The 13,449-nt window shown below is 33.2% G+C and carries 13 protein-coding genes; 7 read left to right on the forward strand and 6 right to left on the reverse strand.

Features of this window, described 5'->3' with window-relative positions; all coding sequences use genetic code 11:
* A complete protein-coding gene (locus tag QYS48_RS15980) occupies nucleotides 1-393 on the reverse strand; it encodes a hypothetical protein (RefSeq protein ID WP_308356801.1) in 393 nt (130 codons plus the stop codon).
* 148 nt (nucleotides 394-541) lie between these two features.
* Here QYS48_RS15980 and QYS48_RS15985 point away from each other — a divergent pair, with 148 nt between their 5' ends.
* Together QYS48_RS15985 and QYS48_RS15990 are read left to right on the forward strand one after the other, a co-directional pair.
* Nucleotides 542-1,414 carry an alpha/beta hydrolase gene (locus QYS48_RS15985; RefSeq protein ID WP_308356802.1) on the forward strand — a complete coding sequence of 291 codons (873 nt, stop codon included), beginning with the start codon at nucleotides 542-544 and terminating at the stop codon, nucleotides 1,412-1,414.
* A gap of 100 nt (nucleotides 1,415-1,514) precedes the next feature.
* On the forward strand, nucleotides 1,515-2,246 hold the full coding sequence (locus QYS48_RS15990) for a tetratricopeptide repeat protein (RefSeq protein ID WP_308356803.1): 732 nt from the start codon (nucleotides 1,515-1,517) through the stop codon (nucleotides 2,244-2,246).
* Nucleotides 2,247-2,281: 35 nt separating this feature from the next.
* Here QYS48_RS15990 and QYS48_RS15995 read toward each other — a convergent pair whose 3' ends face one another.
* A complete protein-coding gene (locus QYS48_RS15995; RefSeq protein ID WP_308356804.1) occupies nucleotides 2,282-3,298 on the reverse strand; it encodes a medium chain dehydrogenase/reductase family protein in 1,017 nt (338 codons plus the stop codon).
* Nucleotides 3,299-3,451: 153 nt separating this feature from the next.
* On the opposite strand from QYS48_RS15995, the gene tyrS reads away from it, so the two are divergent.
* From tyrS to ispE, 5 genes are all read left to right on the forward strand, one after another.
* A complete protein-coding gene (gene tyrS, locus QYS48_RS16000; RefSeq protein WP_308356805.1) occupies nucleotides 3,452-4,753 on the forward strand; it encodes a tyrosine--tRNA ligase in 1,302 nt (433 codons plus the stop codon).
* A gap of 154 nt (nucleotides 4,754-4,907) precedes the next feature.
* Nucleotides 4,908-6,101 (forward strand): L-2-hydroxyglutarate oxidase, encoded by a 1,194-nt coding sequence (gene lhgO, locus QYS48_RS16005; protein WP_308356806.1) that lies wholly within the window; start codon nucleotides 4,908-4,910, stop codon nucleotides 6,099-6,101.
* Nucleotides 6,102-6,179: 78 nt separating this feature from the next.
* Entirely contained in the window at nucleotides 6,180-7,106 is a 927-nt protein-coding gene (locus tag QYS48_RS16010) for a mechanosensitive ion channel domain-containing protein (RefSeq protein WP_308356807.1), read from the forward strand.
* Nucleotides 7,107-7,184: 78 nt separating this feature from the next.
* Complete coding sequence (locus QYS48_RS16015; RefSeq protein WP_308356808.1) at nucleotides 7,185-7,994, forward strand: enoyl-ACP reductase; 810 nt, start codon at nucleotides 7,185-7,187, stop codon at nucleotides 7,992-7,994.
* A 109-nt stretch (nucleotides 7,995-8,103) separates the two neighbouring features.
* Entirely contained in the window at nucleotides 8,104-8,904 is an 801-nt protein-coding gene (gene ispE, locus QYS48_RS16020) for a 4-(cytidine 5'-diphospho)-2-C-methyl-D-erythritol kinase (RefSeq protein WP_308356809.1), read from the forward strand.
* A 57-nt stretch (nucleotides 8,905-8,961) separates the two neighbouring features.
* Here ispE and QYS48_RS16025 read toward each other — a convergent pair whose 3' ends face one another.
* The 4 genes from QYS48_RS16025 to QYS48_RS16040 all read right to left on the reverse strand — a co-directional run bounded on the left by QYS48_RS16025 (nucleotide 8,962) and on the right by QYS48_RS16040 (nucleotide 13,443).
* A complete protein-coding gene (locus QYS48_RS16025) occupies nucleotides 8,962-9,450 on the reverse strand; it encodes a fasciclin domain-containing protein (RefSeq protein ID WP_308356810.1) in 489 nt (162 codons plus the stop codon).
* Between the two features lie 147 nt (nucleotides 9,451-9,597).
* The gene (locus QYS48_RS16030; protein WP_308356811.1) at nucleotides 9,598-11,457 is read right to left on the reverse strand and encodes a hypothetical protein; all 1,860 of its coding nucleotides are present in this window, start codon (nucleotides 11,455-11,457) and stop codon (nucleotides 9,598-9,600) included.
* 4 nt (nucleotides 11,458-11,461) lie between these two features.
* Nucleotides 11,462-12,373 carry a DMT family transporter gene (locus tag QYS48_RS16035; RefSeq protein ID WP_308356812.1) on the reverse strand — a complete coding sequence of 304 codons (912 nt, stop codon included), beginning with the start codon at nucleotides 12,371-12,373 and terminating at the stop codon, nucleotides 11,462-11,464.
* A complete protein-coding gene (locus tag QYS48_RS16040; RefSeq protein ID WP_308356813.1) occupies nucleotides 12,370-13,443 on the reverse strand; it encodes an LptF/LptG family permease in 1,074 nt (357 codons plus the stop codon). Before QYS48_RS16040 ends, QYS48_RS16035 begins: the two co-directional genes overlap by 4 nt.
* Nucleotides 13,444-13,449 lie beyond the last annotated feature (6 nt).

Raw genomic sequence — 13,449 nt, forward strand, 5'->3', positions numbered from 1 at the left:
TCAGCGGCTATTTTTTGGTTTAAATGTTGCAATCACAATTGATAATAAAGGAATAAGCCAAACTAAATCATTCATTAATAAATGAAACATGAATTTTTTTGTAAAAACACCATTCATGATTACAAAATAAACTGCAATCCCTCCTATCAGTTTAGCAAAAAATGATAACAGAATAAGCCATTTAAATCTTAAAGGTTTTAAGAAACCAAGGAACATCATAAACCCTACAATCAGTATTCCAATAGCCTGATAGAAAACCCAATCATTAGAACTCTGATCTCCATTTGTCATCCACTTAATATAACTATCCGGACTCCAAAACAAAAATATTGCCCATGCAGTATTGTAAACTGAGGCAATTAATAACACCCCTCTCATCCAAGCTTGTATCATACTTTATATATTTGTATTGATTAAATAATTAGTCATATAATTATTAGCCACTTAATCACTGTTATGGCTAATGATTCGCTGATTAAAAAGATAATATTAATCATTTATTTAAAGTCAAACTTATAAAACCGAAAACAGTTAAATATAAATGTTAAAAATACATTCAAATCCATTTTCAAATTTTACCTCAACTATACTTATTCTTTTCATAATTCTTTACAGTTCTGCCTGTAAAGTCAGCAAAACAAAAGAGGTGCCCTATATGAAGGATAATGTTATTGCAAACTTACCAGAAAAGAACCTTAACATATTTAGCCCCAAAAATAACAGTCAAAATAATCCAGTTTTAATATTTGTGCATGGTGGCAGTTGGAATTCAGGAAAGAAAGAACTTTATAATTACTTTGGAAAAAGATTGGCTCGAAAAGGTATTGTTGCAGTTATTATCGACTATCCATTAAGTCCAGATTACATTGTTACGGATATGGCACTTGCAGTGTCAGCTGCCACAAAGTGGGTAAAGGAAAATATTTCAGAATATGGTGGAAATCCAGACCAGATATTTATATCAGGCCACTCTGCAGGAGGACATTTGGCCACTCTAATCAGTTTAAAAGATGATTATTTCAATGAGCTCAATACAGAGAATCCGATAAAAGGCGCTATTCTGATCGATGCTGCTGGCTTAGACATGTATGGCTTTTTAAAAAAGAGAAACTACCCAGCGGGAACTTCCTATTTGAAGACATTTACGAATGATTCTGAGATTTGGAAGCAAACTTCACCTATTTACTATTTGGATAAAAATGATCCGCCATTATTAATTATGATGGGTGGAAAAACATTGCCTGGTATTCTTTCAAGCACTGAGAGATTCATGAAGGAGTATAAAAAAATTGAGCCTAAGCCAAATTATCATTTACAAGAAAAGAAAAAGCATGTGCCCATGATTACGCAATTTATTAATAGTAACAATCAGGCATACGACTGGATAGAAAACTTTATAAATCAAAATCAGTAATAGCATCAAATGTGATAATTTGAGAAACTCTAGACTTTCTCAATAGTTGTTACTTATATAATTTTACAATTAGGATTATTCCCAATAAAAAAATATTTAAATGGAAGATATTAATATCTTATTAACTACAGCTTCAAATTATTGCCAGAACGGTGACTATAAACAAGGTATTCATTTATATTCTCAATACATTACCAAAAACAATCAAAACCCAATCGCTTTTTACCAAAGAGGAAAAGCATATTTTAAAATTAAAGATTATCAAGCTGCTCAATCTGATTTAAGCAAAGCTATTAAACTGAAACCTGACAGCGCAGAGCTTTTCGCTGAAAGAGGTTTAATCTATTATATGGCTAAGCAGCAGGATGCTGCAATATCAGATTTCAATACTGCAGTGGAAATGGAGCCCGAAAATCCTTTTCGCTATGCAAGCAGAGCCTTTATAAAAGATCATATGAATGATTTAGCGGGCGCTAAGGATGACTACCAAAAAGCATTAGAACTTGATCCTGAGGATGCTATTTCACATAATAATCTAGGCTTAGTTTTAGGAAAAATGGGAAACCATAAACGAGCGGAGGAACACTATAAAGATGCTGAAAAATTAGATCCTAAAAACTTCGGGATGAAAACTAATAATGCTAAAGAAACACCAGAAGTTGCTCCTCAGCCTAAGCCGGAACCTACTCCTCTTCCAAATATTAAGAAGGAAGAAAAAGTTAGTGGAACAGCTAATTTTGGCAATACTTTGAAAGCATTAATTTCCTCATCGGAAGAAAGAAAAGAATTCTGGTCATTTGTAAAAAACAAGGTATTTAAAGCCACAAAATAATTACTAATAAGTTAACTTAAGTTCACTTTTATTTTCTAAAGAGTTAAAACAACCTTCCCTGTTGTTTTTCCAGATTGAAATAGTTTCAAAGCTTCATGCATTTGGGAGAACTCAAATTGATGACCAATATATGGAGCTTCCATATTTAGATTTTCTAATTCAGCTAAAATCTGCCTCATAAGATCTTTCTTCTCGTACAGCCAGATCAAATTGAAGCCAAGAATTGCTTTATTAGTTTCAATCATTTTTTGAGGATCAATTTTGGGTCTTGTCAAATACTGCCAAACCAACTTTGGCCAATTGGGTGAATTACCAGTACTGCCATATCTTGCAGAACCATAATTCACCAATCTTCCTTGTGGGGCTAACATTTCATATCCGATTTTAAAAATTTTACCTCCTATGCATTCCATAATCACGTTAAGCTCTCTTCCAGCCAATGCTTCATCCAGATCATGCTTGAATTTACTTGAGCGAACGATATATTTCTGATACCCCTCCTTTTTTAATAAATCAATTTTTGCAGCTGAACCCACAGTTCCAATCGTGTAAGCACCATATTGTTGTGCCATTCTATTCGCTAAAAGTCCTACACCACCTGCTGCAGAATGTATTAAAACGGTATCTCCTTTTTTCAAATTCCCTAAATGAAACAAGCCATAATATGCAGTTAGGGCTTGCACTAAAAAGGAAGCCCCTTCTTCAAAGGTCCAATTAGCTGGAATTTTACTTACATAGGCTTGATCAATATTAATATGAGAAGTGTAAGCACCAAAACGAGTCACTCCCATAACTCTATCTCCTATTTCAAAATCTTTGACTTTACTTCCTTTTGCAATGATTTCACCAGAATATTCTAAACCAGGAATAAAGCTACCTTCAGGAGTCGCGCTGTAGAGACCTAAAATGGCAAAGACATCAGCAAAGTTTAATCCTACCGCTTTTACGGCAACTTGCACCTCGTTTTCACTAGGATTTAATATTTCTTCTTCTACTAATTTTAGTCTTTTAAATGAGCCTGCTTTATGTGTTCTATAGGATTGTTTGATCATAGTCTAGAATTAAGAAATCAAATGTAAAGAATTCTAATTTCATCATCTCCATACTCATAATCCAAAATCTAATTTAAAATTCACTATTATTTCCTTACTAAGCCTTTTATATTTGCAGCCACTACAAGTAATCTGACTTTCAACAATAGAAATATGCAAAAGAATTTTATAGAAGAGCTTCAATGGAGAGGCATGATTCACGACATGATGCCGGGCGTGGAAAAACAATTGGCAAAAGAAATGAGCAGTGCTTATGTGGGTATTGACCCTACAGCTGATTCTCTTCATATTGGTCATTTAGTTGGAATCATGATGTTAAAGCATTTTCAAGATGCTGGTCATAAACCATTCGTTTTATTAGGTGGTGCTACTGGAATGATAGGTGATCCATCGGGAAAATCAAAAGAGAGAAACTTATTGGATGAAGCTACTTTAAGACATAATGAAGCCGCTATAAAAGCTCAAGTTCAAAACTTCTTAGTTTTTGATGATGAAGCTGATAATAAAGCTGAACTAGTGAATAACTATGACTGGATGAAAGATTTCAGTTTCCTAGGATTCATCCGCGATGTAGGAAAGCATATCACAGTGAACTACATGATGGCGAAGGATTCTGTAAAGAAAAGATTGTCATCTGAATCTAGCGAAGGAATGAGCTTTACAGAGTTTACCTATCAACTCGTGCAAGGATATGATTTCCTTCATTTATACAGAGAAAAGAATTGCAAGCTTCAAATGGGTGGTTCTGATCAGTGGGGAAACATTACTACTGGTACTGAAATGATTCGTAAGATGGAGCAAGGGGAAGCTTTTGCGGTTACTTGTCCATTGATTAAAAAGGCTGATGGTTCAAAGTTTGGTAAAACTGAGAGTGGAAATATATGGCTTGACCCTAAAAAAACTTCCCCATATAAATTCTATCAGTTTTGGTTAAATGCTTCGGATGAAGACATGAGTAACTTCATCCGAATCTTCAGTACAAAAGGAAAAGAAGAAATTGAAGCATTAGAAAAAGAGCATAATGAAGCACCACATTTAAGAGTTCTTCAAAAAGCTTTAGCTGAAGAATTAACCGTTAGAGTTCATTCACAAGAAGCTCTAGATATGGCTCTGAAAGCCTCTTCTATCTTATTTGGAAAATCAACCACTGAAGAATTAAAGAGTATTGATGAAGAAACTTTATTAAGCGTTTTTGAAGGGGTCCCTCAAATCACAATTAATAAATCTGACTTAGACAATACTGAAAATGTAACAGACTTTCTTTCTGAACTAACGCAAGGAACAATCTTCCCTTCTAAAGGTGAAGCCAGAAAGATGATTAAAGGTGGAGGAGTAAGTGTAAATAAAGAGAAAGTTCAGGATGCTAATGCGGGAGTTGATTTTACTTTGCTTCAAGGAAAATACATTTTAGTGCAAAGGGGTAAAAAGAATTACTATTTAGTTATTGTAAATTAAATTTAAAGGCTCTTTTGAAAGTTCAATCCATAATTATAAATATTTTTACTATTTGAGTAATGGATGTTTAATAAAGGGTGTTATTTATCTGAAAAATTTTATAGTAAAAATCCTAAAATCTAGTCTCTAGAAAATAGATCCTAAAATCTAAAAAATGAAAGATATTATAATAGTTGGTGGTGGTATTGTAGGCTTAGCCACAGCTTTGAAAATCAAACAAAAGAATTCAAAGTTATCCGTTTTATTATTGGAGAAGGAAGAAAAGCTAGCACAACATCAAACGGGTAATAATAGTGGAGTAATTCACTCAGGTGTTTATTATAAACCTGGTAGTTTAAAAGCTAAAAATTGCATTGATGGCTACAACCAACTATTAAAATTCTGTGATGAAGAAGGAGTTCCATATGAACTATGTGGTAAAGTAATTGTGGCTACAGATAAATCAGAACTTCCGACCTTATCCATGATTGAGGAAAGAGGAAATCAGAACGGATTGTCGGGTTTGTTAAGACTTACTAAAGAAGAAGTAAAAGAGCGAGAGCCTTACGTAAATGGAATCGCAGGTATTTATGTGCCTCAAACCGGAATAATAGATTATACTGCTGTTTCTTTAAAGTATGCTGAAAAATTTCAAGAATTAGGCGGAGAAATAATCCTAAGTCAAAAAGTGACTGATATTCAAGAAAAAGGTGGAGTGACTACTGTTATAACAAATAACAATAGCTATGAAACCAAATTAGTGGTGAACTGTGCTGGATTGTATTCTGATAAAATTGCTAAACTCACTACGGAAAAGCTTGATTTAAAAATCATTCCTTTCAGAGGGGAATATTTTATGATTAAGCCAGAAAAGCAGTATTTAATTAAGAATTTAGTATATCCAGTTCCAGATCCTAACTTCCCATTTTTAGGTGTACATTTCACTAGAATGATCAATGGTGGTATTGAAGCAGGCCCAAATGCGGTACTAGCTTTCAAACGAGAGGGCTACCGAAAGTCATTATTCAATTTAGTTGAGTTAGGAGAATCATTGGCTTGGCCCGGTTTTCAAAAAGTAGCCGCTAAATACTGGAAAACTGGCTTTGGGGAGATGTATCGTTCATTCTCTAAATCAGCCTTTACAACTGCTCTTCAGAAGCTTTTGCCCGACATTACTGAAAGTGATTTAACTCCTGGTGGTGCGGGTGTTAGAGCGCAAGCTTGTGACAGAAATGGCGGCTTAATTGATGATTTCTTGATACTAGAGGAAAGCAATGCTGTAAATGTTTGCAATGCTCCTTCTCCAGCGGCTACCTCTTCCCTATCTATTGGGGATCATGTGAGTGATTTAGCATTGAAAAGGTTTTAATATTTTTTAGAAGCTTAAGTCTAAACTTTTCTTAATAGAATCTGCATTTTCCTATATTGCGATATGGTCGAAAACATCATGTCATATTTCGAAAATGAGTGGCAAATTAGCCCTGATTTGCAATTAAAAATATTTCATAGCTTTTTAGCTTTATTTGTTTTACTGCTTATCAGGTTTTTAGCTCTTCAATTAATTTTCAAGAATTTTAAAGATGTAAAAGATCGCTATCAATGGAAGAATGGGGTTAAAAATGCCTATTATATCATTTTACTTATTGCGCTAGCTAATATTTGGATTGATAAGATTGATTCAATAGGTACATTTCTAGGTTTAGTAAGTGCCGGTTTAGCCATTGCACTTCAAGTCCCCATAGTAAATTTAGCAGCATGGCTCTTTATTGTCGTTCGTAAACCTTTTGAAGTTGGGGATAGAATTGAAATCGGAGGTGTTTCTGGAGATGTGATCGATATCCGTTTTTTTCAATTTACTATTAATGAAATTGGCAATTGGGTAGCTGCAGAACAAAGTACTGGAAGAATTATTCACGTCCCAAATGGTGAAGTTTTTAAAGTAAGTCAGGCGAATTATAATCAAGGTTTTAGTCATATTTGGCTTGAATTACCAGTATTAGTAACCTTTGAAAGCAATTGGAGAAAAGCTAAAGAGATTTTAGAAAATATCATCAATATCCATGCAGAAGAGTTATCCTTTTCTGCAAAGCGAAAGTTACTGGAAGCTTCGAAGAAATATATGATATTTTACAGTAACCTCACTCCTATTGTGTATACACAAGTAAAGGATAGCGGGGTAGAATTAACCATTCGTTTTTTATCTGAGCCTAAAAAAAGAAGAGTAGTAGAAAATAATGTATGGGAAGCAATATTAGATAATTTTGCAAAGCAAGATGATATAGATTTTGCTTACCCAACTCAAAGAGTGTTTTACAACTATACTGAGGGTAAGGAAGGCGCAAAGAAAAAATTTGATCCCAATTTGAATCAATAAATGCATTCATTTTTACTGGATTAAATATTATACTCAATAATTAATTTATATTTTTGCTCAAACACAACACAGAAAACTATGTCAAATAACTTATTAGCAGGAAAAAAAGGAATTATAACAGGTGCATTAGATGAAAATTCTATTGCTTGGAAAGTCGCTTTAAAAGCAAAAGAACAAGGTGCACAATTTGTTTTAACCAATGCTCCAGTTGCTTTAAGAATGGGAGGCATTCAGGAACTAGCTAAAGAATGTAATACTGAAGTGATTCCTGCCGATGCAACTTCTGTTGATGATATCACTAAATTATATACTGAATCAAAAGAAATATTAGGTGGAAACTTTGACTTCCTTCTTCACTCAATTGGTATGTCACCAAATGTGAGAAAAGGAAAAGCCTACAATGATTTAAACTATGATTGGTTGCAAAAGACTTATGATATTTCAGCTGTGTCATTTCATAAAATGATGCAAACAGCAGATAAAATGGACGTAATGAATGAATACGGTTCTATTTTAGGTTTATCATATATCGCAGCTCAGCGTACATATCCATTCTATAACGATATGGCTGATGCCAAAGCATTATTAGAATCAATTGCACGTAGCTATGGCTATCATTTTGGAAAAAGAAAGAATGTGAGAGTAAACACTATTTCTCAATCCCCTACTCCTACTACTGCTGGCTCTGGTATTAGTGGATTTGATTCATTCTATAACTTTGCTGAAAAAATGTCCCCATTAGGAAATGCCACGGCCGAAGAATGTGCAGATTATGTCATTATGATGTTCTCTGATTTCACGAGAAAAGTTACCATGCAGAACTTATTCCATGATGGTGGTTATTCATTCACTGGAATCTCTGAGGAGCTAATTGACGAAATGAAATAAATTCTATTTACCATAAACCTGTCAGGTTTACCCTATATTTGATTGCGGAGTATAATAAACTACTGCCTTTTATCAATATCAAAACCTGACAGGTTTTCAAAATCACCAGATGCTCGTATTTCCAAACGCTAAAATTAATTTAGGACTAAACATCACAGCCAAAAGAGCTGATGGTTATCATGATATTGAATCATGTTTTTACCCTATACCTATCAAAGATGCCTTGGAAATAATCCCTTCTGAAAAATTGGAATTTCAGACTACTGGTTTAGAAATCCCTGGAAATTATGAGCATAACCTAGTGATCAAAGCATTTAATACTGTTAAGGAACGTTATAACATCCCCAATGTCAAAATCATTCTTCATAAACATATACCAATGGGAGCTGGTATGGGTGGAGGTTCGGCTGATGGCTCTTTTATGTTAAATCTCTTAAATGATTATTTTAATTTGAATTTATCCATTTCAGAACGAGAGGAAATGGCACTTCAATTAGGTAGCGATTGTCCTTTTTTTATAGAAAACAAACCAAAGTTTGTAAGTGGACGAGGAGAAATTTTTGAGGATTGTAATCTAGACCTTTCTGGTATGTATTTAGGAATTATTTATCCTGGAATTCATATTGGAACAGCAGAAGCTTACAGCGGCATTATTCCCAAAAAACCAGAAATATCAGTAAAAGAAGTGATTAACAATTTCGCTATTCAGGATTGGAAGGATAAACTTAAAAACGATTTTGAGGAATCAGTTTTTCAAAAGCACCCTCAATTAAAAGGAATTAAGCAATCTCTTTATGATTTGGGTGCAATTTATGCAAGCATGACCGGCAGTGGTTCTACTATTTTTGGCCTATTTAATGATAACTCGGACGTTGAATCAATCAAGGCTGATCAAATATTAAAATTATAAACATAAAAAAACCTCAAAATTAATTTTTGAGGTTTTCATGGTATCTAATTATTCAAATTATTTCATTGATGGAGGTAAAACAACTGCATCAATAACATGTACTACTCCATTAGATGCCTTAATATCTGCTTTCGCAACATTCGCTCCGCTTACAGTAGCACCACCTTTTAAACTAATGCTAACTTCCTCACCCTGTACAGTTTTAGCTTTTTGACCTTCTTTCAAATCAGTTGACATTACCTTTGCTCCAATAACGTGATACGTTAAAACTGCTACTAATTGATCTTTATTTTCGGGCTTTAGTAGTGACTCCAAAACACCATCTGGAAGAGCCTCAAATGCTGCATTTGTTGGGGCGAAAACAGTAAATGGACCTGCTCCACTCAATGTTTCTACTAAACCAGCTGCTTTTACTGCTGTTACCAATGTTGAAAGGGACTCAGTACCTACCGCTAATTCAACAATATTTTTGTTTTGAGCTTTAACTGAGAATGACAATCCTAATACAAATACACTTAATACAACTACTTTCAATAACTTTTTCATCTCGTTTGTTTTTAGTAAGCAATTGAAACAGTAAATGATTGATAATGTTTTATTTACAGGATTACATCTAGTTTTAAAATAAACTCATTTGAAGATAAAAGGTCACTGGTATTCAAATTGAATAAAAAATGCAGGAGAATGGAACTCTTAAATCTTATCAATAAAATTCCATCTTAAATTATCAACTTTCCCCTTCTTATTAAACTTTCTTACTTTTCTTTGAACGTAATTCAAATCCCTATACTCATCTTCTAATCTCCTTAATTCAATTCTTTGTTCAATTAAAGCTTGCCTATATGATTGGACTCTATTTACTAATTCACTATTACGAAGTTCATCATCATTTTCATCTTCGATTGAATAGGTGTTCAAATAACTTTTATTTCGAACTATAGATTTTTCAACATCTTCTAATCTCCCTCTTAAATTAATAATTTTCCCCTCTTGATTAAAAGCAAGTGCATTAACACTACTTGTTACTGCTAATAATGCCCCAGCATAGGGTATAGATTTGTTTGCAATAGTATGATCTTCAAAGAATGAACCTGTTGCACTAAAAGTACCCAGAAAAAAAGTGGTGAATAATAATCCTTTCTTTAAGCGTTGATTTCTTTGTACTTTACTATCCAGTTCTTTAATCTGCTTTCTAAGTCCAACTAATAAAGCATCAGTTGATTTTTGATAATCAATGAGCTGTTCATAGAGTTTTTCCGTGTTTACACCCTCGTTTACAGTAACTGTAAAGAATTTACTATCAGAAGCCCCATCTGGATCAGTTACAGTAAATAAAACATCAAATTGAACTGGTATTCCATCAGCTTTTACAATATCAAACCCAATGGTATCAGTCATAAGGAAAACTCTGCCATTCTGTTGTTGAACATATAACCAATCTGGTTCATTTTCTAATGTAAATGTTAAATCAGAAATCGGATGATTATTATCTTTAATAAAAATCCTTCTCTTTAAATCATATCCCTCTCTTATACTAAGATTACTTAATTTTGTAATAGAAGGAGGGTCATTTTTATCACTTTTAAGTATAGTAACTTCTTTTTCTACAAAATTCTTAGAGTCATCAGCTTCTTCAGCTCTAAGCGTAATTTTTAATGGAAAATAAGAACTAATATTACTCATTTCAATAGCACTCAGTTCCCAACTAAATATACCATTCTGGTCAATTGAAGGAGCCCCCAAATTAACAGGAATATCAACTGAATACACTATAGGATCATTATTTGGATCATTTACAGAAAAATCAATGTCCAACTTTTGATCAGCTGTGATGATGTAGGAATCATTTACATTATTTCTTAAACGAGGAGGTAACTCCTGACTTACTATTTGAAAACGATATTTTCGTCTATTTACCGCATTAGTATTATCTACTGCGATCAAATCTAAATCAAAATATTTTTTACTAGCCTGATTTTGGCTTGGCGTCCAGGTCAAAAGCAATCTATTTCCAATAATATGTGTCTCAGCCTGATCGATTGAATTTAAATCCGTATTATTATTCCAAATGTAATTTAGAATGACATCATCCTCATTTGAACTATTTGCAGTGGTGGCAACAAACTCTAAATTGTATTCTTCTCCCTGTAAAAGTTTTATAAAAGCTCTACTCTCTAATGAATCTGGTTCCATTTCAATGGTAGGTACTGATTCATAGGCATTAATTTTAATCAAAGTTTTAGAAGTTGATACGATCTGGTCAGCTGAATCCTTTAAGTAGAAAAAAACTGAATGTAAGCCGATATCATTTGCATCAGTTTTCCAATAAAATTCACCTTCTTGATCATCAAAATTAGCATCCAAAATACTGCTTTTCCATGTAAGCTTTAGGTCTTGATTATTTTGTCTGTCATATTTAACTAAGAATACAACCCCTTCTCCTACTTTCGCTTCAAGTAGTGCTGGTGATTCTAATTCAATATCATTTTGGGCTATTAAATTTGTACTTAAAAAACTTACTAAAAGGAATAAAAAAATATTTCTAAAACTCATATAATCACCTAATTATGTCACTTTGTAAAGCTCTTCTTTTCACTACTCTATTAATTAGAGGGTAGCTTAGTACAGAAAGTAAAATAATGGCAGTACCTAAATAAAATCCAGCACTCATTTTTTCTTTCTCACCAAAAATAGCAAAAGCTAATACAATTCCATAAACAGGTTCAAGGTTGACTGTAAGGTTTACTACAAAAGCACTTAAAACTTTTTGTATTTTTACTGACATTGAAAATGCTAATACTGTGCAAATACCAGCCAATAATAAAAGATATACCCAGTCCAATTGATTTGGAATGAAGTTTACAATTTCAGTATCGAAATAATAGAGATACAAAGGGATAAATAAAAGTGAAGATAAGCATGCCCCCATCATTTCATAAAAAGTTATAACATAATGATTGTGCTTATGAGTTAGTTTTCCATTTAGCACAGTAAAAACACTAGCTAACATTGCAGCCAGAATTGCCATTATTAAACCTTCGATATATTGAAATTCTAATCTGAAGATTATATACAATCCAAGAACAACTAATATCCCTAATAACAATTCATAGATTTTAATTTTTCTACTACTCATGAGTGGTTCTATTAAACTAGTCCAGAATGAACATGTAGCAATACCCACAAGGCAAACGGAAGCCGTAGAGACTCTAGCAGCAGCAAAAAATAATATCCAATGCAATCCAATTATTAACCCAACCCCGATTATCTTGAAAAACTCTTTAAATTCAACCTTAAAACTTTTTTTCCAAAGAAGTAATAACCCTAAAAGAATTATCGTAGAAAAGAGCGTCCTATAAAAAACTACCGCAACAGCTGAAACATTAATAAGCAATCCTAAAATAGCTGTTAATCCCCAAATTAAAACTACAAAATGAAGCTGTAGATAGTTTTTTAATTCTTCTGTCATCGTGGTACGAATTTATAAAGTATTAGGCCTACAATAGAAAAAGTAATATTCGGTAGCCATACCGCTAATATTGGGTTCATAGAAGAGTTTTCAGCTATTGCTTTACTTAAAATGAAGAATATGATAAATACAAAAGCAATCACAAATCCTAGGGCTATTTGAAACCCCGTCCCCCCTCTTTTCTTTTTTGATGAAACTACTACTCCAATAAATGTTAAAATAATGGCCGCAAATGGAGCCATAAATCTAATATAGCGCTCAATTAGGTAAATTTTCACATTATCTGCACCCCGTTCTTTCAATAAGCTAATATAATCATTTAACTCACTTAGGGTCAGTGTTTCCTGAAGTCCATAAGTGTTACCGAAATCTTTTGGAGTGATATTCAAAACGGTATCCATTTCTCGACCCTTTTCAACTATTTCTTCCATTCCATTGAACTTTCTTAAATCCCAATCTCTCACTTTCCATTTACTTTGGGCAGAGTCCCACTCAATTCTTCTAGCACTTAGCTTTTCTTTTAATATTTTATCTTCTATTAGTTCTAATGTAAACCTATAACCAACATCTCTTTGATTATTGTAGCTTTCCATATATGCATAAGTATTAGGGGCTATTTTGAGGTGTATATCTCGATCAGTAAAATAGAATGGTTTTTTTACATATGCAGTTTCAAAAGCAATTCGGGTTTTATTAGCATCTGGAATGATGTAGGCGTTTAAGAAAAAACTAGCTAATCCTACAATACCAGCTCCCAGCATGTAAGGAAATAAAAAACGTCTGAAGCTCATACCGCTAGCCAGCATGGCTACGATTTCAGTATGCCCAGCCATTTTAGAAGTAACAAATACAGCAGCAATAAAAATGGTAATTGGAGTAATCAAGTTTCCGATCCATGGTATGAAGGCTCCATAATAGGGTAGTATTTCCAATAATGATAGATTATGCTCCATGAAATCATCATTCTTTTCTGTATAATCAATCACTGTCACGATTGCCAAGATGATTAAAACCACGAAAATGAATGTTGACAAGAATTTTTTAAGTATGTATTTGTCTAATAACTTCATATTGAT

Origin of the sequence: Marivirga arenosa, from assembly GCF_030503895.2 — a bacterium.
Lineage (GTDB): Bacteria > Bacteroidota > Bacteroidia > Cytophagales > Cyclobacteriaceae > Marivirga > Marivirga arenosa.

Excerpts from the sequence above, each read along its gene's own strand:
- QYS48_RS16035 (WP_308356812.1), bottom strand. The coding sequence starts at position 12,373 with ATGACAGAAGAATTAAAAAACTATCTACAGCTTCATTTTGTAGTTTTA.
- QYS48_RS15980 (WP_308356801.1), bottom strand. The coding sequence starts at position 393 with ATGATACAAGCTTGGATGAGAGGGGTGTTATTAATTGCCTCAGTTTAC.
- QYS48_RS15995 (WP_308356804.1), bottom strand. The coding sequence starts at position 3,298 with ATGATCAAACAATCCTATAGAACACATAAAGCAGGCTCATTTAAAAGA.
- QYS48_RS16025 (WP_308356810.1), bottom strand. The coding sequence starts at position 9,450 with ATGAAAAAGTTATTGAAAGTAGTTGTATTAAGTGTATTTGTATTAGGA.
- QYS48_RS16040 (WP_308356813.1), bottom strand. The coding sequence starts at position 13,443 with ATGAAGTTATTAGACAAATACATACTTAAAAAATTCTTGTCAACATTC.
- tyrS (WP_308356805.1), top strand. The coding sequence starts at position 3,452 with ATGCAAAAGAATTTTATAGAAGAGCTTCAATGGAGAGGCATGATTCAC.
- QYS48_RS16030 (WP_308356811.1), bottom strand. The coding sequence starts at position 11,457 with ATGAGTTTTAGAAATATTTTTTTATTCCTTTTAGTAAGTTTTTTAAGT.
- QYS48_RS16010 (WP_308356807.1), top strand. The coding sequence starts at position 6,180 with ATGTCATATTTCGAAAATGAGTGGCAAATTAGCCCTGATTTGCAATTA.
- ispE (WP_308356809.1), top strand. The coding sequence starts at position 8,104 with ATGCTCGTATTTCCAAACGCTAAAATTAATTTAGGACTAAACATCACA.
- QYS48_RS16015 (WP_308356808.1), top strand. The coding sequence starts at position 7,185 with ATGTCAAATAACTTATTAGCAGGAAAAAAAGGAATTATAACAGGTGCA.
- QYS48_RS15990 (WP_308356803.1), top strand. The coding sequence starts at position 1,515 with ATGGAAGATATTAATATCTTATTAACTACAGCTTCAAATTATTGCCAG.
- lhgO (WP_308356806.1), top strand. The coding sequence starts at position 4,908 with ATGAAAGATATTATAATAGTTGGTGGTGGTATTGTAGGCTTAGCCACA.
- QYS48_RS15985 (WP_308356802.1), top strand. The coding sequence starts at position 542 with ATGTTAAAAATACATTCAAATCCATTTTCAAATTTTACCTCAACTATA.